19 protein-coding genes and 1 pseudogene are annotated in these 20994 nt (G+C 60.4%); all 20 read right to left on the minus strand.

The window, feature by feature from the left end; genetic code table 11:
- Positions 1-509: 509 nt before the first annotated feature.
- Entirely contained in the window at positions 510-815 is a 306-nt protein-coding gene (gene rplX / locus ACTQXI_RS06825; protein WP_006235043.1) for a 50S ribosomal protein L24, read from the minus strand.
- A 13-nt stretch (positions 816-828) separates the two neighbouring features.
- Entirely contained in the window at positions 829-1197 is a 369-nt protein-coding gene (gene rplN, locus ACTQXI_RS06830) for a 50S ribosomal protein L14 (RefSeq protein WP_117734331.1), read from the minus strand.
- Positions 1198-1315: 118 nt separating this feature from the next.
- Positions 1316-1576 (minus strand): 30S ribosomal protein S17, encoded by a 261-nt coding sequence (gene rpsQ / locus ACTQXI_RS06835; RefSeq protein ID WP_006235040.1) that lies wholly within the window; start codon positions 1574-1576, stop codon positions 1316-1318.
- Between the two features lie 16 nt (positions 1577-1592).
- A complete protein-coding gene (gene rpmC / locus ACTQXI_RS06840; protein ID WP_006235039.1) occupies positions 1593-1808 on the minus strand; it encodes a 50S ribosomal protein L29 in 216 nt (71 codons plus the stop codon).
- 86 nt (positions 1809-1894) lie between these two features.
- Positions 1895-2311, minus strand: a pseudogene (rplP, locus tag ACTQXI_RS06845) (50S ribosomal protein L16); the annotation flags it as partial.
- A complete protein-coding gene (rpsC, locus tag ACTQXI_RS06850; RefSeq protein ID WP_154514689.1) occupies positions 2311-3021 on the minus strand; it encodes a 30S ribosomal protein S3 in 711 nt (236 codons plus the stop codon). The pseudogene rplP and the gene rpsC, both read right to left, overlap by 1 nt.
- Positions 3022-3027: 6 nt before the next feature.
- Positions 3028-3399 carry a 50S ribosomal protein L22 gene (rplV, locus tag ACTQXI_RS06855; protein WP_006235036.1) on the minus strand — a complete coding sequence of 124 codons (372 nt, stop codon included), beginning with the start codon at positions 3397-3399 and terminating at the stop codon, positions 3028-3030.
- A gap of 14 nt (positions 3400-3413) precedes the next feature.
- Complete coding sequence (rpsS, locus tag ACTQXI_RS06860; RefSeq protein WP_006235035.1) at positions 3414-3674, minus strand: 30S ribosomal protein S19; 261 nt, start codon at positions 3672-3674, stop codon at positions 3414-3416.
- A gap of 32 nt (positions 3675-3706) precedes the next feature.
- Complete coding sequence (gene rplB / locus ACTQXI_RS06865) at positions 3707-4537, minus strand: 50S ribosomal protein L2 (RefSeq protein ID WP_117583062.1); 831 nt, start codon at positions 4535-4537, stop codon at positions 3707-3709.
- Positions 4538-4716: 179 nt separating this feature from the next.
- On the minus strand, positions 4717-5004 hold the full coding sequence (rplW, locus tag ACTQXI_RS06870) for a 50S ribosomal protein L23 (protein WP_006235033.1): 288 nt from the start codon (positions 5002-5004) through the stop codon (positions 4717-4719).
- A complete protein-coding gene (gene rplD, locus ACTQXI_RS06875; protein WP_006235032.1) occupies positions 5005-5631 on the minus strand; it encodes a 50S ribosomal protein L4 in 627 nt (208 codons plus the stop codon).
- Between the two features lie 46 nt (positions 5632-5677).
- Positions 5678-6298 (minus strand): 50S ribosomal protein L3, encoded by a 621-nt coding sequence (gene rplC / locus ACTQXI_RS06880; protein ID WP_089572481.1) that lies wholly within the window; start codon positions 6296-6298, stop codon positions 5678-5680.
- A 449-nt stretch (positions 6299-6747) separates the two neighbouring features.
- A complete protein-coding gene (locus tag ACTQXI_RS06885) occupies positions 6748-7374 on the minus strand; it encodes a histidine phosphatase family protein (RefSeq protein ID WP_441548447.1) in 627 nt (208 codons plus the stop codon).
- A gap of 39 nt (positions 7375-7413) precedes the next feature.
- Complete coding sequence (locus tag ACTQXI_RS06890; RefSeq protein ID WP_441042034.1) at positions 7414-8568, minus strand: cation diffusion facilitator family transporter; 1155 nt, start codon at positions 8566-8568, stop codon at positions 7414-7416.
- 140 nt (positions 8569-8708) lie between these two features.
- Positions 8709-9017, minus strand: a complete 309-nt coding sequence (gene rpsJ, locus ACTQXI_RS06895) for a 30S ribosomal protein S10 (RefSeq protein WP_427717612.1) — start codon at positions 9015-9017, stop codon at positions 8709-8711.
- A 60-nt stretch (positions 9018-9077) separates the two neighbouring features.
- Positions 9078-11177, minus strand: a complete 2100-nt coding sequence (fusA, locus tag ACTQXI_RS06900) for an elongation factor G (RefSeq protein ID WP_154514697.1) — start codon at positions 11175-11177, stop codon at positions 9078-9080.
- A gap of 19 nt (positions 11178-11196) precedes the next feature.
- Positions 11197-11670: a 30S ribosomal protein S7 gene (rpsG, locus tag ACTQXI_RS06905; RefSeq protein ID WP_006235013.1), complete on the minus strand. Its 474-nt coding sequence runs from the start codon at positions 11668-11670 to the stop codon at positions 11197-11199.
- A 73-nt stretch (positions 11671-11743) separates the two neighbouring features.
- Entirely contained in the window at positions 11744-12121 is a 378-nt protein-coding gene (gene rpsL, locus ACTQXI_RS06910) for a 30S ribosomal protein S12 (RefSeq protein WP_154514699.1), read from the minus strand.
- Between the two features lie 438 nt (positions 12122-12559).
- A complete protein-coding gene (locus tag ACTQXI_RS06915; protein ID WP_370450532.1) occupies positions 12560-17035 on the minus strand; it encodes a DNA-directed RNA polymerase subunit beta' in 4476 nt (1491 codons plus the stop codon).
- A gap of 6 nt (positions 17036-17041) precedes the next feature.
- Entirely contained in the window at positions 17042-20470 is a 3429-nt protein-coding gene (gene rpoB / locus ACTQXI_RS06920; protein ID WP_229770619.1) for a DNA-directed RNA polymerase subunit beta, read from the minus strand.
- Between the last annotated feature and the right edge of the window lie 524 nt (positions 20471-20994).

The raw sequence follows: 20994 nt of genomic DNA on the forward strand, positions 1-20994 counted from the left end.
TTGCTTGTATTTGCGTGTTTATTTGTTTATCGGTTATAATTAAACCATAATTAGCAGATATTTGCGCGGCTATGCGCATTATCGCGCAAGACTCTGTGCGTAAATACGCATGCATCGATCGTTATGATGCAGAAAAAGGCGGAACACCAAAACCCCTAAAGGCAAAGCAGGCTGTCTTACTCTGCCCCCTAGGGGCATCAGACATCAAAAGATCATCCCTAACTGCCGGCACATAGGGACTGTCCCAGGCTGTCGAATCCTGGGGGCGTTTCCCGTACGACGCTTTCGTGGCAAGACTGTCCCCATCAACTAGCCGTTTAAGAACGTCCCCAACGACTAGTCATTTATGTCTGTCCCCAATGAGTATAGCCACTCATTTAAGTCTGTCCCCAATGAGTATGTCAGAAGTAGCCACTCATTTAAGTCTGTCCCCAATGAGTAGGGATAGAAAAAGGCCCGAGTGCCGTGGCATCCGGGCCTTTGCTAGCAACTTAGATGTTGCGGGCAGCTTAGAACTTGTGGCCGCACTTCTTGCAGACGCGCAGCTTGTTCTTGCCGTCCTTCTCGTGACCGACACGGGTAACCTTACCGCACTCGGGGCAAACGAGATTGACGTTGGAGGCATCGATAGGAGCCTCCTGCGAAACGATGCCGCCCTGCTGGTTGGCAGCGTTGGGCTTGACGGCCTTCTTGACGACCGAAACGCCCTCGACAACGACCTTGTTCTCGGCAGGGAGAGCACGCAGGACAACGCCCTGCTTGCCGCGATCCTTACCAGAGAGAACCTGGACCTTATCGCCCTTCTTGATATACATATATCTCCCCTAACTACAGGGTCTCGGGAGCGAGCGAGACGATCTTCATGTACTTCTTGTCACGAAGCTCGCGAGCGACGGGCCCGAAGATACGGGTGCCGACGGGCGAACCATCGTTGTTGATGACAACGCAGGCGTTATCATCAAAGCGAATGTAGGAGCCATCCTTGCGGCGGATCTCCTTAACGGTGCGAACGACGACGCAACGGACAACGTCCTTCTTCTTGACGTTGGCGCCAGGGGTAGCCTCCTGGACAGCACCGATGAACACATCGCCGATGCCTGCATAACGACGCTTGGAACCGCCAAGCACCTTGATGCAGCGAATCTTGCGAGCGCCGGAGTTGTCGGCGACGTTCAGCATGGTTTGCATCTGAATCATGGTAGATGTTCCTCCGAACTAAGAACCGAAGAGAGGTGCGCAGCCTTTATGCGGCCCGTGGTATGCAAGCCAGGCATACGCACATCTTCGGAAACGTATAAGTCGTAAGAGCGACTGCTTATTTAGCGCGCTCGACGACCTCGATGAGGCGCCAACGCTTCATCTTGGACATAGGACGGGTCTCCATAACGCGGACGGTGTCGCCCACGCCAGCCGTGCACTCCTCGTCGTGAGCGTGCAGCTTCTTGGAGCTGGTCATCATCTTGCCGTACTTGGGGTGACGCTTGCGCTCGGTGATGGTGACAACGATGGTCTTAGCACCGGAGACGGAGGTAACGACACCCGTACGGACCTTACGCGAGTTACGCGAATCAGTCATGTTCTCTCCTTAGGTCCTACTCGGCGACAGCGGACTTCTCCGCTGCGATCTCGCGGGCGCGCTGCTCCGTGAGGACGCGAGCGATGTCCTTCTTCACGGTGTTGACGCGAGCGGTGTTGTCCAGCTGGCTGGTGGCCATCTGGAAACGAAGGTTAAAGAGCTCGGCGCGCATTTCCTTCAGCTTCTCAACGAGCTGAGCGTCCGAGAGCTCACGAATCTCTGCGGGCTTCATTAGTTCTCCTCCTTGGCGGCGGCGGCGTCCTCAGCAGCCCACTTGGTCTCGAGAGCGGCCTCCTCAGCCATCTCCTTCTCGATGCGCTGCTCGGCGTTCTTGGCAGCAACGATCTTGGTCTTGATGGGGAGCTTGTGCTGCGCAAGACGCAGAGCCTCGCGAGCGACCTCCTCGGGAACACCCTTGACCTCGAACATGATGCGGCCGGGCTTGACGACGGCCACCCACTCCTCGGGGTTACCCTTACCAGAACCCATGCGAGTCTCGGCAGGCTTCTTGGTGATGGGCTTATCGGGGAAGATCGTGATGTAGACACGACCGCCACGCTTCATGTAGCGGGTCATGGCAATACGAGCGGCCTCGATCTGACGGTTGGTGATCCAATGGGCCTCGAGAGCCTGGATACCAAACTCGCCGAAATGCAGCTCGGTATTACCCTTGGCCTGGCCCTTCATGGAGCCACGCTGCACCTTGCGGTGAAGAATACGCTTAGGGGCAAGCACTACTGACCCCTCCTCTCGGAGTTACGACGACGAGGACGGGAAGAGCCCTCGAGTGCAGGGTTGGGAACAGGCTGGCCCGGGAGCTTCTCGCCCAGGTAGATCCAGACCTTCACGCCGCAGGCACCCATGGTGGTGCTGGCGACAGCCGTGCCGTAGTCGATCTTGGCACGGAGGGTGTGCAGAGGCACGCGACCCTCACGGTACCACTCACGACGGCCCATCTCGGCACCGCCGAGACGACCGGAGCACTGGATACGGATGCCCTTGGCGCCGGCCTTGCGGGCGGACTGGACAGCCTTGCGCATAGCGCGACGGAAGGCAACGCGGCCCTCGAGCTGCTCAGCGATAGACTGAGCAACGAGGTTGGCGTCGAGCTCGGGGCGCTTGATCTCGACAACGTCGACGGAGAGCTGGCCCTTGGAGACGCCAGCGACCTTCTCGAGCTCGGTACGGAGGGTATCGATCTCGGCACCCTTCTTACCGATGACAACGCCGGGGCGAGCGGTGAAGATGATGACCTTCACCTTGTCGCCAGCGCGCTCGATCTCGACGCGGGAGACAGCTGCGCGGGAGAGACGCTTCTCGAGGTACTTGCGGATCTCGAGATCGTTACCGAGGGTCTTAGCGTAATCCTTCTCTGCGAACCAGCGGGAGCGCCAGTTCTCGGTGATGCCAAGACGGAAGCCGGTGGGGTAGACTTTCTGACCCATACAGCTTTACGCCTCCTTTCGAGGAGCAACGACGACGGTGATGTGGGAAGTACGCTTCAGAATGCGAGAAGCGGAACCCTTGGCGCGGGGACGGATGCGCTTAAGCGTCGGACCCTCGTCAACATAGGCAGCAGCGACAACCAGGTTGTCGGCACGCAGACCGTTGTTGTTCTCGGCGTTCGCAACGGCGGAACGGAGAACCTTCTCGACATCCACGGCGACGGCGCGGTCGCAGAAGTGGAGGATGTCGAAGGCCTGAGCGACAGGCTTGCGGCGGATCAGATCGACCACCAGGCGGGCCTTGCTGGGGGAAACACGCACGTACTTAGCGACGGCGCGAACCTCGGTGGCCTCAGTTTCAATAGACTTAGTTGCCATTTACGGTTAACCCCCTATTTGGCCTTGTGGCCACGGAACGTACGAGTCGGCGCGAACTCGCCGAGCTTGTGACCAACCATGGACTCGGTAACATACACGGGCACATGCTTGCGGCCGTCGTGGACGGCGATGGTGTGACCAACCATCTCGGGGAAGATGGTGGACGCGCGGGACCAAGTCTTCACGACGTCCTTCTTGCCAGCCTCGTTCATCGCGGTGATACGCGAGAGAAGGCGAGTCTCCACGAACGGGCCCTTTTTGAGACTTCTGCTCATAAGTGCTTTCTCCTAAAACTCGGTATCCGAAATTACTTCTTACGGCGACGAATGATGTGCTGGTTCGAGACCTTCTTCTTCTTGCGCGTACGAAGGCCCTTCGTCGGCTTACCCCAGGGGGTAACGGAGGGACGACCAGAGGTGTGGTTCTTGCCCTCGCCACCGCCGTGCGGATGGTCGACAGGGTTCATGACGGTACCGCGGACGGTCGGGCGCACGTTCATGTGACGCTTACGGCCGGCCTTGCCGATGACGATGTTGGCGTGATCGGCGTTGCCGACCTCACCGACGGTGGCGCGGCAGGTAACGAGGATGCGGCGCATCTCGGAGGAAGGCATACGGACGATGGCGTACTTGCCCTCCTTACCCATCAGCTGGCAGGAGTTACCGGCGGAACGGGCGATAGCGGCGCCCTTGCCCGGCTGGAACTCGACGGCGTGGATGAGCGTACCGACGGGGATGTCGGCGAGGGGCAGAGCGTTGCCCGGCTTGATGTCGGCGTCAGAACCGGACATGACGGTCTGACCGACCTCGAGGCCCTTGGGGGCCAGGATGTAGCGCTTCTCACCGTCAGCATAGTGCAGCAGAGCGATGCGAGCGGAACGGTTCGGATCGTACTCGATCGTGGCAACCTTGGCGGGCACGCCGTCCTTGTTGCGCTTGAAGTCGATCACGCGGTAACGACGCTTCACGCCGCCGCCCTGGTGGCGGGTGGTGATGCGGCCGTTGTTGTTACGACCGGCCTTCTTGGGCAGGGGCTCGAGAAGAGACTTCTCGGGCTTGGTGCAGGTGATCTCGGAGAAGTCGGAGATCGTCTGCCAACGCCTACCAGCGGAGGTCGGCTTAAGGTGCTTTACAGCCATTACAATCCCTTTCAATAGGTATCCGTTAGCCATCGCAGACAGGGATTCGAGGCTCTGCCTCGGGTGCGATGACACCGGACGTATACACGGTTCCGGGCGTGTCCATTTTATACGCCCAAAACCTTGAGCTCTCGCCTCCCCTATTTGGGAGGCATGAGCTCACTCAACAGCAGCGAGTCTTAGGCCTGGTTGCCAAAGACCTCGATGGTGTCGCCCTCGGCCAGCGTAACGATGGCCTTCTTCCAAGAACGGGTCTTACCGGCGACATAGCGCACGCGCTTGGTCTTGGGCTTGACCGTCAGGGTGTTCACGCGAACGACCTTGACGCCGAAGATCTCCTCGACAGCGTCCTTGATCTGATACTTGTTAGCATCCTTGGCGACCTCGAACGTGTACTTGTTCTGCTCCATGCCGGAGAAGGAACGCTCGGACACGATCGGACGGATGATGATCTCGTGGGCGGTCATTTATGCAAGCACCTCCCCGAAGTGAGCGGCGATGTCGGCGGGCATCAGCACAGCGTTGTTGTTGACGAGATCATAGGTGTTGGCCTCGTCGGCAGTGATGATGAACGTCTTGGGAATGTTGCGGAACGACAGGTAGGCGTTGACGTCCTCATCGCGAACGATGATGGTCAGACGCTTGCCCTCAAGGCCGAGAGCCTTGAGCATGGCAACGGCAGCCTTGGTGGAAGGCTTCTCGAAGCCGTAGTCGTCGACGAGCACGAGCTCGCCATCGGCCAGCTTGGCGGACAGCGCAGAGCGCATAGCCAGCTTGACCTCCTTGTTGTTCATACGCTTAGCGTAGGAACGGGGCTTGGGGGCGAAGACAACGCCACCGTGACGCCACTGGGCAGCACGGATGGAACCCTGGCGGGCACGACCGGTGCCCTTCTGACGCCAAGGCTTCTTGCCGCCACCGGAAACCTCAGAGCGGCCCTTAGCGGACTGGGTGCCCTGACGCCAAGAGGCCATCTGGCACTTGACGATGTGGTGCATAACGTGGATGTTCGGCTCGATGCCGTACACCTCAGCGGCGAGCTCGGCCTCGGCGACCTTCTTGCCCTCGCTGTTCTTTACTTCAAACTTTGCCATTTAAGTGTTCTCCTTGGTATGACGCTGGGCTAAATGGGCTGGGCCCTTAGGCCATACGGATGGCGACGAGACCATTCTTGGCACCCGGGACAGCGCCCTTGACCAAGATGAGGTTCTGCTCGGCATCGATGCGGACAACGGAAAGGTTCTTGACGGTAACGCGCTCGTTACCCATGTGGCCGGCCATCTTGACGCCCTTGAGGACGCGCGCAGGATAGGCGCACTGACCGATAGAACCGGGGTGACGCTGGAAGTGAGAACCATGCGTCATAGGACCGCGGCGCTGACCCCAGCGCTTGATGCGACCCTGGAAGCCCTTACCCTTGGAGGTACCGATGACGTCGACCTTCTCGACATCAGCGAAATCAGCGACGGTGACGACCTCGCCGACCTTGTGCTCCTCGCCGTTCTCGACGCGGACCTCACGAAGGAAGCGGACAGGCTCGACGCCGGCCTTGGCGAAGTGACCAGCCATGGGCTTGTTCACGTTCTTGGCCTTGATGTCGCCGAAACCGATCTGGACGGCGTCATAGCCGTCGGTTGCCTGAGTTTTAACCTGCGAGACAGCGCAGGGGCCAGCCTGGATGACCGTGACGGGAACGACGTTGTCGTTCTCGTCCCAAACCTGGGTCATGCCAATCTTGCGGCCGAGAATCATGCTGATCAAGATATGATCCCAACTCTCGCGTGGTCTTGGGACAATGCGTACACCACCGAGCGTACGCCCCTAGAGGACCACTACTTACACGACGTGCTCCCCAGCCTTGTATTGCGTCCGAACTACCTGACAACCCTATTAAGCAGGCATTTTGTCCAGCCAGAATACTCCCCTGGTTTCACACAGCTGTTTAGTATACACGGCTGCGGGCGTATCCATCGAGATTCATATTTCACTCACATTGTTTACGCAGGTAAAGTGCGTGGAGTCGCCTGGGCTTGGCAGAGGGGCGGCGAAATATATTAAGTTTGCTGCTCTACAGTCCTGCGCAAGACGGAAAGCACATTAAGTGCTTTCCTTTGCGTGCGGAACTCGCGACAAACTTAATATATTTCGCCGCCCCTCTGCCAAGCTCGGGAGACGACACGTTGATGTCTGCTAAACCTTGCTCGCTCAGGCTAATGACATTGTTGGGGATCCACAATTTGCTGCAAGGTGAACTTGCATTGCATTGGTTCGCCTTCTGCTTGTGGCTTTTGCTCGTCGAAATCGAAGATCATAATGGCGCAGTTGGGGAGTTTTGCTGGGAGCTCGAAGCCCTCTGGAGCTGCAGCCTTGATGAATTGGCGGCTGGCGCTGCCGTGGCTTACTGCTAGGAGGGTTTCGATGCCCTCGTCGCCCATGAGATTGGTGAGGGTGTCTACCATGCGTTCTTGCAGCGCGCGGCTTCCTTCTCCTCCGAAGGGGACCAAATCCTCGCCCGGATCCCAAACGTCGGTAGGCAATGCGTCGTGCGGGCCTTCCTCGAAGGTTCCATAGCCGCGCTCGATGATGCCTTCGCAGGACTCGACAGCCGCATCCGGACCGAGGATCTCGCATGCGACGAGACTTGCCGTGTCCATGGCTCGGCCTAAAGGCGATGAGACCACTTTGTCGGGGACAACGCCGTGGGCTTTGAGCCATTCGGCTGCCGCTTGGGCCTGTTGACGGCCCAAATCGGTAAGCGGTGAATCACAGCGACCCTGGACGAGCTTTTTTACGTTGAATTCCGTCTGGCCGTGGCGGAGCAGATACAGCCTCTTCATATTCTCCCCTTCTGTATAACGTGCTTTGCCGGCGCAGACCTACTCGTGGGTATGCCCTACGTAGTCATCGTCGATCGTAATCTTGGCAATCGACTTGGGATATTCCGATTCGACCCTCTGGGCCAACGCGTGCTTGAGCTCATCGGACCCCATGCCCAAATCCGAGGGACGCACGCAGTCAAAGATCACGTTGGTGTGCGTAGGACCCGGCACGCAGCGCAGGTCATGAATCGAAAGGCGGCTATCGATCTGTTGGGCCATGGCGTGAATGCGCAAGCGCATGCTCGCCACCTTGGGGTCATCGGTCACGATGGGATCGTAGTGAAGCGTGACAATCATGTCGTCTTCGTCCCTAAATGCCTGTTCAATGTTATCGAGCGTGTCGTGACTTTCCAGCGGGCTAGCCTCGGCCGCCATCTCGGCGTGAGCGCTTGCGAACTTCCTGCCCGGGCCGTAGTCGTGAACCATTAGGTCATGAACGCCCAAAACGCCAGGGTAGCTCATGATCTTGCCGCGAATATGTTCGACCAGCTTGGGATCGGGCGCCTGACCCAAAAGCGGGCTCACCGTATCCTGGATGAGCTCAAAACCGCTCCAGCCAATATAGGCGCCAACGGCAAGGCCGACCCAAGCATCAAGATTGATATGCGTCACCTGCGAAACAATTGCGCACGCTAACACGGCGCCTGTAGCAAGGACATCGTTCTTGGAATCCTGCGCGGTCGCATGCAGCGTCTCAGACTCAATACGGTCACCGAGCTTTTGGTTGAGGGCCGCCATCCACAGTTTAACAACCATCGAAAGCGCCAAGACTGCCACCAGGGCAAGCGAGAACTCGACGGGTTCGGGGTGGACGATACGCTCAAACGAGGACTTCACCAGTTCGAGGCCGATGAGCAGCACGAGCGCCGCCACGACCAGACCCGAGAGATACTCGTAGCGGCCATGGCCGTAAGGGTGCTCGGGGTCTGCCGGCTTGCCCGCCAGCTTAAAGCCAAGCACGCTCACGATGTTTGAGCTGGCGTCAGACAGGTTGTTCATGGCGTCCGCCACAATCGAAACCGATCCCGACAGCACGCCAATTGCACCCTTCGCAGCGCATAGTGCCACATTGGCGAGAATGCACACCACGCCCGCCAACGTGCCCACGCGCGCACGGTCGCCCTGCGCACGACGAACGATCCACTCGACCATCTATATCTGCCCCCAACAGTTTTACTCATACACTCGTTTGTCGAATAGCTCAGTAGTGTAGACCCTTTACCCCATCGATACAAAAAAGGCCGCAACCCTTAGGGCTGCGGCCTTACAAATCGCACTATCGAGCAAAAAGCTTAGAGCTTGATGTCGATGTCGACGCCAGCGGGGAGGTCGAGACGCATAAGCGAATCAACGGTGCCCGAGGTGGGGTCGAGGATGTCGATGAGGCGCTTGTGGGTGCGCATCTCGAACTGCTCACGGGAGTCCTTGTCCTTGTGCGGCGAGCGGATGACCGTGTACAGGTTGCGCTCGGTGGGCAGGGGGACAGGACCGGAAACGCGAGCGCCGGTCTTCTGAGCGGTCTCGACAATGAGCTTCGCGGACTGATCGACGACCTCGTGATCATAGCCCTTGAGGCGAATGCGGATCTTCTGGGTAGCCAACTTAAACCTCCAAAGAGTGCGAGAGATGTTCTCGCGGATTACGTAACAGGGAGCTCGAACTTAGGCGTTCTTGCTCATGACCTCGTCCACGATGGACTTGGGCGCAGGCTCATAAGAGTCGAACTGCATCGTGTAGGATGCACGGCCCTGGGTCTGGGAGCGAAGGTCGGTAGCGTAACCGAACATCTCGCCCAGCGGCACCTTGGCACGGATGAGCTTGGTGTTCTTGCGATCCTCCATGCCCTCGATCTTGCCGCGGCGACCGGAGAGGTTGCCCATAACGTCGCCCATGTACTGCTCGGGGGTCTCGACCTCGACAGCCATGATCGGCTCGAGCAGCTGCGGATCGGACTTCTTGAGGGCGTCCTTGATAGCCATGGAACCGGCGATCTTGAAGGCGGCCTCGGAGGAGTCGACCTCGTGGTAAGAACCGTCGAACAGGGTGACCTTAACGTCGAGGACCGGGAAGCCGGCGATAACACCGGTGTTCAGGGCCTCCTGGATGCCCTTGTCGATGGACGGGATGTACTCCTTGGGCACGACGCCGCCGACGATAGCGTTGACGAACTCGTAGCCGAAGCCCTCCTCCATCTTCTCGAGCTTGATGACGGCGTGGCCGTACTGACCGCGACCGCCGGACTGACGGACGAACTTGCCCTCAGCCCTCTCGACGTCGTGACCAGCGGTCTCGCGGTAGGCAACCTGGGGCTTACCGACGTTAGCGTCAACCTTGAACTCACGGAGCAGACGGTCAACGATGATCTCGAGGTGCAGCTCGCCCATGCCGGCGATGATGGTCTGGCCGGTCTCGTGGTTGGTGGACACCGTGAAGGTCGGGTCCTCCTCGGCGAGCTTGGTCAGAGCCAGGGACATCTTGTCCTGCTCGGCCTTGGTCTTGGGCTCGATAGCAACGTCGATAACGGGCTTGGCGAACTCGATCTTCTCGAGGACGATCTCCTTGCCCTCGGCGCACAGGGTGTCACCGGTGGTGGAGTTCTTGAAGCCAACGCAGGCGACGATGTCACCGGCGCAAGCGTCGTCACGGTCGATACGCTCGGCGGCGTTCATCTCGAGGATGCGGCCGAGGCGCTCGCGCTGACCGTTGGAGGCGTTGACCACGTAGGAGCCGGACTCGGCGCGACCGGAATAAACGCGGACGTAGGTGAGCTTACCGACGAACGGGTCGGTCATGATCTTGAAGACCAGGCCGGAGAAGGGCTCGTCGAAGGAGGGATGACGCACGATCTCCTCGCCGGTTTCCGGATCGGTACCGGTGACGGCCTCAACGTCAAGCGGGCTGGGCAGGTAGTCGACGACAGCGTCGAGCAGCTCCTGAACGCCCTTGTTCTTGTAGGCGGAGCCCACAAAGACGAGGTTGAGCTCGTTGGCCAGAACGCCCTTGCGCAGAGCAGCCTTGAGCTCCTCGACGGTGAAGTCCTCCTCCATGAGGATCTTCTCCATGAGCTCGTCGTCAAAGCTGGCAGCGGCGTCGAGGAGCTCCTCGCGCTTGGTGGCAGCGATGTCGGCGAACTCAGCCGGGATCTCGTCCATCGGCTCGGGGTAGGTCATGCCCTTCTCGTCGGCCTTGAAGTCCCATGCAGTCATGGTGACCAGGTCGATGACGCCCCAGAAGTTGTCCTCGGCGCCCATCGGGACCTGAGCGGCCACGGCGTTAGCGTCGAGACGATCCTTCATGGTCTCGATAGCGTTGAAGAAGTCAGCGCCCACGCGGTCATACTTGTTGATGAAGGCGATGCGGGGAACGTTGAAGGTAGAAGCCTGACGCCAAACGGTCTCAGACTGGGGCTGGACGCCGGCAACGGCGTCGAAGACGGCGACAGCGCCATCGAGGACGCGCAGGCAGCGCTCGACCTCGGCGGTGAAGTCAACGTGGCCCGGGGTGTCGATGATCTGGATGCGGTAGTCCTTACCGTCCTTGTTCCAGAAGCACGTGGTAGCAGCGGAGGTGATGGTTACGCCGCGCTCCTGCTCCTGAACCATCCAGTCCATGGTGGCAGCGCCCTCATGGACCTCACCGATCTTGTGGGTCTTACCGGTGTAGTAAAGAATACGCTCGGTCGTGGTGGTCTTACCGGCATCGATGTGGGCCATGATGCCGATGTTACGGGTATCGGAAAGCTTGTGCTTAGCCTTAGCCATGTTAGTTCCTTACCTTAACTTACCAACGATAGTGAGAGAACGCGCGGTTGGCCTCGGCCATCTTGAAGACGTCCTCACGCTTCTTGACGGAAGCGCCCAGGCCGTTGGAAGCGTCCAGAATCTCGTTTGCGAGACGCTCAGCCATGGTCTTCTCCTTGCGAGCGCGGGAGAAGTTGACGATCCAGCGGATGCCCAGAGCGGTGGAACGACGGGAGTTGACCTCCATCGGGACCTGATAGGTAGCGCCACCGACACGCTTGGGCTTAACCTCGAGCGTGGGCTTGACGTTGTCCATAGCCTTCTTGAAGGTAGCGAGAGCGTCGCCACCCTCGGACTTCTCGGCAACGATCTCGAAAGCGGTGTAAACGATGCGCTCAGCGGTGGCCTTCTTGCCGTCAAGAAGGACCTTGTTGATGAGCTGAGTCACCAGGCGGTTGTTGTAAACGGCGTCAGGCTGAACCTCACGACGATTAGCTGCTGCACGACGCGGCATGTGAAATCTCCTTAAGTGTCTACCGTGCGGCGCTTAGGCGGCACACGGCGAAAGTATCAAAACGTTATCTGGCTTATTTGGCCTTGGGGCGCTTAGCACCGTACTTGGAACGGGCCTGCATACGGTTCTGGACCGGAGCAGCATCGTAGGCGCCACGGATGACGTGATAACGGACACCAGGGAGGTCACGAACACGACCGCCGCGGACGAGCACGATGGAGTGCTCCTGCAGGTTGTGGCCCTCACCCGGAATGTAAGCAGTAACTTCGATGCCGTTGACGAGGCGAACACGGGCAACCTTACGAAGAGCCGAGTTCGGCTTCTTGGGGCTCGTGGTGAAGACGCGGGTGCACACGCCGCGCTTCTGGGAGTTGTGCTGCAGAGCAGCGTTCTTGGACTTCTTGGGCGCGGAACGACGGCCCTGGCGAACCAGCTGGTTAATAGTAGGCAAAGCGTACTCCTTCTCGAATGATTCCAGCTTTCTGTAAAGTGCAACGGCTTGAATCGAGGGGTCAGCATCCCCCTACGAAACACGCAGTTCGATAGGATACGTGCCGTTAGCTGTGTCGTCAACAGACCACGCCGCCGGGCGTATCCTAAAATAGCCACATTTCCGCAAAGCCTACACAAAAGGAATCCCCTCCTGTGCGCGAGGGCGGATTTCCGGGACGGGCGGCCCAGGGGTTAAGTTTGCTGCTCTACAGTCCTGACTCGCACGGAGGCCACATTAAGTGGCCTCCGGCTCGTGCGGAACTCGCGACAAACTTAACCCCTGGGCCGACCGTCCCGGAAATCCTACGTGCTCGTCGGGGCAACGTTCCTCAACAAAAAAGACCCGCTTCCCTGTTGGGAAACGGGTCTTTGGAAGGGCGGTTAACGTACTGGGAAATTACTCCCCGTCGTTGTCCTTGGCCTCTTCGGCGTCGTCGGTGTCCACGAGCTGGTTGAGCAGCTCGTCGAGGGAAGCCATGTCCTCGTTGATGGCACCGTTGGCGGAAGCCTTCTTGTCGTCGATCGGGGCGCCCAGGAGCTCCTCGTCGGCATCGGCGTGATGCGTCGGAGCGGAGGTGCCCAGCAGGATGTCGTCCGGACCGTCGGGGCTAAAGACCATCTGCAGCAGCTGCGAAAGGTCTTCCTCGTCGGCAACGTCGTCGTTGTTCTCGAGGATGTAGAGCAGGTCGTGGGCCTCGAGGCCGTCACGGAGCTCCTCGATCGCCTTGGCACCGATGCCATCGATGCGCAGCAGATCCTCCTCGGACTTGCCAACCAGGTCGCCGACCGTCTCGATGCCGACCTCGCTGAACTTGTTGGTCCAGCGCTGCGACACGCCCAGATCGTCGAACAGGTACAGGCGAGCCTTCTCGGCGGAGATGGTGTGGCCGTTGCGGGTGAACGAACCGTCGGCACCGCCAAACTCGTCGTAGCCGGCCCAGTCGAGCTGCTGTGGGAGCCGCTCGTCCAGGTCCTTGAGCTCCACGGGAGCCCACTCGGGCAGTGACTTGGCGTTGGGCGAAGCCGGACCATCGATGTCCACGTAGCCGTCGGCCGTGCGATACGTCAGCTTGGCGTTAGCGTACGGCTTGAGGCCGGTACCAGCCGGGATCTTCTTACCGACGATGACGTTGGACTTAAGGTCGAGCAGGTGGTCGACCTTGCCCTCAATAGCGGCCTCGGTAAGGACGCCGGCGGTACGGATGAACGAAGCGCTCGACAGCCAGGAGTCGATGTTGGACGCAACCTTGAGCGTACCCAAGATGACGGGCTCAGCCACGGGAGCCTGACCGCCCAGACGGGCAACGCGCTCGACCTCGTCGGCGAACTCGTAGCGGTCGACGTACTGACCAAGCAGGTACTTGGAGTCGCCGGGGTTGGTGATCTGAACGCGACGCAGCATCTGACGTGCGAGCACCTCGATGTGCTTGTCGTTCAGGTCGACGCCCTGGCTGGTGTAGACGTCCTTGACGCTCTCGACGAAGGTGTGCATCGTCGACTCGATGTCGGTCAGCTTGCGCAGGTTGCGGAAGTTGACGAAGCCCTTGGTGATCTGGTCGCCGGCGCGAACCTCGCAGCCGTCCTCGATCTCGGGCATAAAGCGCACCGAAGCGGGGACGCGACGCTCGTCGAGGACACGGGTGTGATCCTCGGAGTCGGTGAGCGTCAGCACGTACTCGGACTTCTCGGGCTTAATCGAGAGGTGGCCGGAGTACGGAGCCAGCTCGGCCTCGCGACCCAGGATCTTCTCGTTGACGTTGCCGACGATATCGAACATACGGCTGACCGTAGGCAGACCCTGCGTAATATCGTCGACGCCAGCGACGCCGCCGGAGTGAATGGTACGCATCGTAAGCTGCGTACCGGGCTCGCCGATGGACTGGGCGGCAATAATGCCGACTGCGGTACCGATGGCGACCGGACGACGGGTGGAAAGATCCCAGCCGTAGCACTTCTGGCACACGCCGTACTTGGAGCGGCAGGTGAGCAGCGCGCGAAGCTTGACCTTCTTAAGGCCCGCATCGACCATCTTCTGGATGTCGGCGACCTTCTCGATATAGCCGTCCTGCTCAAAGAGCACGGTGCCATCGGGAGCCACGACGTCCTCAATAAAGCAACGGCCGACAAGGTCGGTGTTGAGGTCGGTGGTGCCGGGGATGATGAGGTTGTAGGTGACGCCCTCGTGCGTACCGCAGTCCTCCTCGCGGACGATGACGTCCTGGGCCACGTCGACCAGACGACGAGTCAGGTAGCCAGAGTCCGAGGTGTGGGATGCGGTATCGACCAGGCCCTTACGGGCGCCGTAGGTCGAAATGAAGTACTCGAGCGGCAGTAGGCCCTCGCGGAAGTTCGCCTTAATGGGAAGGTCGATCGTCTCGCCGGACATATCTGCCATCAGGCCACGCATGCCGCCGAGCTGACGCAGCTGGGTCTTAGAACCACGGGCGCCAGAGTCGGCCATCATGTACAGCGGGTTCTCCTCGTCGAACATGTCGAGCATGAGCGCTGCGACCTTGTCGGTACAAGCGGTCCACTCGTTAACGACTTCGATGTGGCGCTCCGTCTCGTTGATGAAGCCCTCCTCGAAGTACTCGTTGATCTGGTCGACGTTGGCCTGGGCGCGGTCGAGCAGCTCCTGCTTCTCGGCAGGGATGAGAGCGTCCCACACCGAGATGGTGAGGCCGGCGCGGGTAGCGTAGTGGAAGCCGGAGTACTTGATAGAGTCGAGGATCGGGCCGACCTTGGCCTCGGGGTAACGATCGCAGCAGTCGGCAACCAGCTTGGCCACATCGCCCTTGACCATCTTGTAGTTCATGAACTCGTAGTCTTCGGGCAGGCACTGGCGGTTGAAGATGATGCGGCCGATAGAAGTCTCGAAACGTGCGGTCTTGTTACCGGTGACATCGTAGTCGACGAACTCGTTCTTGCCGTTCTTGACGCGGAAGATACGGGTACCGTCCTCGTTGATGACGTTGGCGTTCTCGGCGGACACGCGGACCTGAATCTTGGCCTGCATGTCGACTTCGGAGCGGCAGTCATAGGCGTGCAGCGCGTCGTCGAAGCTCGAGAACACGTGGTTCTCGCCCGGCAGACCGTCGCGGACCTGGGTCAGGTAGTACACACCAATGATCATGTCCTGCGAGGGGATGTTGACCGGCTTGCCGGATGCCGGCGAGCGCAGGTTGTTCGCAGAGAGCATGAGCACGCGGGCCTCGGCCTGAGCCTGGCTGGACAGCGGCACGTGGACAGACATCTGGTCGCCGTCGAAGTCGGCGTTGAAGGGCGCGCAGACCAGCGGGTGCAGGTGGATAGCCTTGCCCTCGACCAGCACCGGCTCAAAGGCCTGGATGGACAGACGGTGCAGGGTCGGTGCACGGTTGAGCAGCACGACACGACCGTCGATGACCTCTTCGAGGATGTCCCACACAAAGGTGGCACCGCGGTCGATAGCGCGCTTGGCGCCCTTGATGTTCTCGACCTTGCCAAGCTCGACCAGGCGCTTCATGACGAAGGGCTTGAAGAGCTCCAGCGCCATGGTCTTGGGCAGACCGCACTGGTGCAGCAGCAGCTTGGGGTCGGTAACGATTACCGAACGGCCGGAGTAGTCGACACGCTTGCCCAGCAGGTTCTGGCGGAAACGACCCTGCTTGCCCTTGAGGGCCTCGGCGAGCGACTTGAGCGGGCGACCACCACGGCCAGAGACCGGGCGCCCACGGCGGCCGTTGTCGAACAGGGCGTCCACGGACTCCTGGAGCATGCGCTTCTCGTTGTTCACGATGATCGCAGGGGCGTCCAGGTCGAGCAGGCGCTTGAGTCGGTTGTTACGGTTGATCACGCGACGATACAGGTCGTTGAGGTCGGACGCGGCGAAGCGGCCGCCGTCGAGCTGGACCATCGGGCGCAGATCGGGCGGAATGACCGGGATGACATCCAGAATCATGTTCGCGGGGCTGTTGCCGCCCTTCAGGAAGGCGTCAACGACCTCGAGGCGCTTGACGGCCTTCTCGCGCTTCTGCTTCTGGGAGTCCTCGTCGGCGATGATGGCCTTGAGCTTCTCGGCCTCGGAGGGGAGGTCGATGGCAGCGAGCAGGTCGCGGACGGCCTCGGCACCCATGCCACCCTTGAAGTACATGGAGTAGTAACGGGTCATCTCGCGGAACAGCGGCTCATCGGAGATGAGGTCGCGCTCGGTGAGCTTCATGAAGGCGTTGAAGGCGTCCGTGCGGAGCTGCTTCTCGTCCTTGCACTCTTCCTCGATGTCGACGATGCCGGAGGCGATCTCCTCGGGGGTCAGCGGCTCCTCGTCGGAGAACTCGTCAAAGTTCTCGGGGTTGCCCTGCTCCTTGAGGGACTCGATCTGGCGGGCGCACTCGGCATCGATCTCTTCCAGATCGGCGGCGAGCTCCTCGCGCAGGTCGTCAGCGTCGGCCTCGCGAGCCTCGTAGTCGACCTCGGTGATGATGTAGCTGGCAAAGTACAGAACCTTCTCGAGGTCCTTGGACTTGATGTCGAGCATACGGCTCATCGGGAAGCTCGTGGGGCTCTTGAAGTACCAGATGTGGGACACGGGAGCGGCGAGCTCGATATGGCCCATGCGGTCGCGACGCACCTTGGCCGAGGTGACCTCGACGCCGCAGCGCTCGCAGACGATGCCCTTAAAGCGGATGCCCTTGTACTTGCCGCAGGAGCACTCCCAGTCCTTGGCGGGACCGAAGATCTTCTCGCAGAACAGGCCGTCCTTCTCGGGCTTGAGGGTACGGTAATTGATGGTCTCCGGCTTCTTGACCTCACCGTGCGACCAGGAACGGATCTGGTCGGCGGAGGCAAGGGAGATCTTTACCGAGTCAAATTCAGTAGCTTCGAAATCTGCCACAGTCAACTACTCCTTATCAGTGGTCGTGGCGGCGACAGCCTCGGGTGCCTCGGCGGTCTCGGCATCCTGGGCCTCGACGTCGGCGTCAACGCCGGCGAGCGCAGCCAGGTCATCGAGGGCAGAGGTCTCCTCGGCGGTCACGGGGGCGGAGGCGTCCTCGTCGGCATCGCGCATGGGCTCGATGTCCAGTGCGAGGGAACGGATCTCCTTGACGAGAACCTTGAAGGACTCGGGGATACCCGGAACCGGGACGTTCTCGCCCTTGACGATGGACTCGTAGGTCTTGACGCGGCCCACGGTATCGTCGGACTTGACGGTCAGGATCTCCTGCAGGACGTTGGAAGCACCGTATGCGTACAGTGCCCAAACTTCCATCTCGCCGAAGCGCTGGCCGCCGAACTGGGCCTTGCCGCCCAGCGGCTGCTGGGTAACCAGGCTGTAAGGGCCAGTCGAACGGGCGTGGATCTTGTCGTCGACCATGTGACCGAGCTTGAGGATGTAGGACGTACCCACGGTAATGGGCTCGCGGAACTCCTCGCCGGTGCGGCCGTCAAACAGGCGGGTCTTTCCGCGCTCGTCAAGCTGGGTGACAAACTCGGGGCGCATGTGATCGCCAAAGGCAGCGGTGGCCTTGTTGAGCATATTCTTGTTGGCACGACGGATGACCTCGGCGATCTCGTCCTCCTTGGCGCCGTCGAAAACGGGCGTCGCGGTAAAGAACGGACCGGGGACGTACTTGTCGGAATCGGCATCCTCGGTATCCCAACCGCAGGCAGCAGCCCAGCCAAGGTGGCACTCGAGCAGCTGGCCGACGTTCATACGCGAAGGAACGCCCAGCGGGTTGAGGATAACGTCGATCGGGGTACCGTCAGCCATGTAGGGCATGTCCTCGACCGGCAGAACGTTACAGATAACACCCTTGTTGCCGTGGCGGCCGGCAATCTTATCGCCCTGCTGGATCTTACGACGCTGGGCGACGTAGACGCGCACCTGCTCGTTGACGCCGGGGGCCAGGTCGTCGCCGTTCTCGCGGCTAAAGCGGACGACGTCGATGACGCGGCCGTAAGCGCCGTGAGGCATCTTAAGGGAAGTGTCGCGAACGTCGTGAGCCTTGGCACCGAAGATGGCGCGCAGCAGGCGCTCCTCAGCAGTCAGAGCGCTCTCGCCCTTAGGGGTAACCTTGCCGACCAGGATGTCGCCAGGGCCGACCTCAGCGCCGATGCGGATGATGCCGTCCTCGTCGAGGTTGGCAAGCATGTCCTCGGAGAGGTTCGGGATCTCGCGAGTGATCTCCTCGGGGCCGAGCTTGGTATCGCGGGCGTCGATCTCGTGACGGGTGATGTTGATGGTCGTCAGCAGGTCCTCGGCCACCAGGCGCTCGGACACGACGATACCGTCCTCGTAGTTGAAGCCTTCCCACGGCATGTAGGCCACGGTGAGGTTCTGGCCCAGTGCGAGCTCGCCGTGATCGGTCGAAGGACCGTCGGCCAGAGGCTCACCCTGCTCAACGGTGTCGCCGACGCGCACAAGCGGGCGGTGGTTGATGCAGGTGGACTGGTTGGAGCGCTGGTACTTGGCCAGGTGATACTCGTCCATGCCGCCGGCATGCTTGACGATAATCTTGGAGGCGTCGGCGAAGATGACCTCGCCGGCGTTCTTGGCCAGGGTGACCTCGCCAGAGTCCAGGGCGGCGCGACGCTCCATGCCGGTACCGACATAGGGAGCGGCGGGGTGAACCAGCGGCACGGCCTGACGCTGCATGTTGGCGCCCATGAGCGTACGCTTAGCGTCGTCGTGCTCGAGGAACGGGATCAGCGTGGCTGCGACGGAGAGCATCTGGCGCGGCGAGACGTCCATGTAGTCGACGTCCTCGACGGGCACGTCGGCGGGAGCGCCGAAGGAGCCGTCGAAGTCGCGGGTACGGGCGATCACGGAATGCGGACGGACGATCTTGCCCTCGGCATCGGTCGTGATGAACTCGTTGGTCTTGGGATCGAGCGGCGTGTTGGCCGGCGCGATAACGTGCTTCTCTTCCTCGTCAGCGGTCATCCAGTCGATCTGGTCGGTGGCAACGCCGTTCTCGACGCGGCGGAACGGGGCCTCGATGAAGCCATACTCGTTGACGCGGGCGTAGAGGGCAAGCGAGCCGATCAGGCCGATGTTGGGGCCTTCGGGGGTCTCGATCGGGCACATGCGGCTGTAGTGCGAGTTGTGAACGTCGCGGACGGCCGTCGGCACGTTGGTGCGGCGGCTGGAGCCCGACTTGTGGCCGGCAAGACCGCCAGGGCCGAGTGCGGACAGACGGCGCTTGTGGGTCAGACCGGTCAGGGGGTTCGCCTGGTCCATGAACTGCGAGAGCTGCGAGGAACCGAAGAACTCCTTGATGGAGGCCACGATCGGGCGGATGTTGATGAGCGACTGCGGGGTAATCTCGTCGATGTCCTGGGAGCTCATGCGCTCACGGACGACGCGCTCCATACGGCTCATGCCGATACGGAACTGGTTGGCGACGAGCTCGCCGACGGTGCGGATACGGCGGTTGCCAAAGTGGTCGATGTCGTCAACCTTGAAGCCCTGCTCGCCGGCAGCGAGGGACAGAAGGTAGCGCAGCGTAGCGACGATATCCTCGTCGGTGAGCACCGTGACCTCTTCCTCGGTGGTGAGGTTGAGCTTCTTGTTGACCTTGTAGCGACCGACGCGGGCCAGGTCGTAGCGCTGCGGGTTAAAGAGCAGGCCCTCGAGCAGGCTGCGGGAAGCATCCACGGTGGGAGGCTCGCCCGGGCGCAGGCGACGGTAGATCTCGATAAGAGCATCCTCGCGGGTAAGGGCGGTATCGCGCTCGAGGGTACGCTTGATCACATCGGAGTTGCCGAGCAGCTCGATGATGTCGTCGTTGGTGACGGCGATGCCAAGGGCGCGCAGGAACATCGTGGCGCTCTGCTTGCGCTTACGGTCGATGGAGACCATGAGCTGGTCGCGCTTGTCGACCTCAAACTCAAGCCAGGCACCGCGGGACGGGATGATCTGAGCCTTGTAGATCTGCTTGCCCGAATCCATCTCGGAGCTGAAGTACACGCCCGGGGAACGGACGAGCTGCGAGACGACGATACGCTCGGTACCGTTGATGATGAAGGTGCCCTGATCGGTCATCATGGGGAAGTCGCCCATAAAGACGAGCTGCTCCTTGATCTCGCCGGTCTCCTTGTTGGTGAGACGGACGTCGGTCAAAAGCGGAGCCTGATAGGTCATATCCTTCTCGCGGCACTCCTCGACGGTGTGCGCGGGGTCGCCAAACTGATGCTCGCCGAAGGTAACCTCGAGAACATGGTTCTGGCTCTGGATGGGGCTGGATTCCTTAAACGCCTCACGAAGGCCCTCGTCCTTAAAACGCTCAAAGGATTCCCTTTGAACAGAGATAAGGTTGGGGAGCTCCATGGCCTCCGGGATTTTCCCGAAGCTGACGCGCTTGCGCTCAGTGGCAGTGTATGCGTAGGTCACCAGGTTTTTCCTCCTTCACGGAAATGCTCGGTGGGTTGGCGAGGCATAGCTTCGCCAGTTATCGCAACCTAATAGTTTATCAGGTACCGACCGTTGGGCAAGAAAAGCCTTGACGCGATTGTGTTTTTGGAGTAGCAAAGTTTTTCGACAGAAAATGCGCAGGTAGATATGTGTATATCGAACATATGTTCATATATTTTCTGTGAACAGAGTTACTGATGCGCGTCGCCGAATGGCGGAATGGCGGCGAAGACTGATCGGGCGGAAACTGCGTCCCGTTTTGAGGCCTCAAACTGGGTCGTAGTTTCCGATTGAGCCCTGTTTGGGAAACTGTATCCCGTCCTGAGTCGGGGACTGCGGACAAAAAGTTGGACCGTTGAGGTCCGGAACGGAGTCCGCATGGCATACAGTAGGAGAATGGTGGAGAGGGCCAGGGCGCTTCGCGGCGCCGGGCTCACCGT

It is taken from the genome of Collinsella sp. LCP19S3_C9 (genome assembly GCF_052121575.1).
Lineage (GTDB): Bacteria > Actinomycetota > Coriobacteriia > Coriobacteriales > Coriobacteriaceae > Collinsella.

Bases quoted from the DNA above. Each gene is read 5' to 3' on its own strand.
- rplX (WP_006235043.1), bottom strand. From the start codon at position 815: ATGTATATCAAGAAGGGCGATAAGGTCCAGGTTCTCTCTGGTAAGGAT.
- rplN (WP_117734331.1), bottom strand. From the start codon at position 1,197: ATGATTCAGATGCAAACCATGCTGAACGTCGCCGACAACTCCGGCGCT.
- rpsQ (WP_006235040.1), bottom strand. From the start codon at position 1,576: ATGACTGATTCGCGTAACTCGCGTAAGGTCCGTACGGGTGTCGTTACC.
- rpmC (WP_006235039.1), bottom strand. From the start codon at position 1,808: ATGAAGCCCGCAGAGATTCGTGAGCTCTCGGACGCTCAGCTCGTTGAG.
- rpsC (WP_154514689.1), bottom strand. From the start codon at position 3,021: ATGGGTCAGAAAGTCTACCCCACCGGCTTCCGTCTTGGCATCACCGAG.
- rplV (WP_006235036.1), bottom strand. From the start codon at position 3,399: ATGGCAACTAAGTCTATTGAAACTGAGGCCACCGAGGTTCGCGCCGTC.
- rpsS (WP_006235035.1), bottom strand. From the start codon at position 3,674: ATGAGCAGAAGTCTCAAAAAGGGCCCGTTCGTGGAGACTCGCCTTCTC.
- rplB (WP_117583062.1), bottom strand. From the start codon at position 4,537: ATGGCTGTAAAGCACCTTAAGCCGACCTCCGCTGGTAGGCGTTGGCAG.
- rplW (WP_006235033.1), bottom strand. From the start codon at position 5,004: ATGACCGCCCACGAGATCATCATCCGTCCGATCGTGTCCGAGCGTTCC.
- rplD (WP_006235032.1), bottom strand. From the start codon at position 5,631: ATGGCAAAGTTTGAAGTAAAGAACAGCGAGGGCAAGAAGGTCGCCGAG.
- ACTQXI_RS06885 (WP_441548447.1), bottom strand. From the start codon at position 7,374: ATGAAGAGGCTGTATCTGCTCCGCCACGGCCAGACGGAATTCAACGTA.
- ACTQXI_RS06890 (WP_441042034.1), bottom strand. From the start codon at position 8,568: ATGGTCGAGTGGATCGTTCGTCGTGCGCAGGGCGACCGTGCGCGCGTG.
- fusA (WP_154514697.1), bottom strand. From the start codon at position 11,177: ATGGCTAAGGCTAAGCACAAGCTTTCCGATACCCGTAACATCGGCATC.
- rpsG (WP_006235013.1), bottom strand. From the start codon at position 11,670: ATGCCGCGTCGTGCAGCAGCTAATCGTCGTGAGGTTCAGCCTGACGCC.
- rpoB (WP_229770619.1), bottom strand. From the start codon at position 20,470: ATGGAGCTCCCCAACCTTATCTCTGTTCAAAGGGAATCCTTTGAGCGT.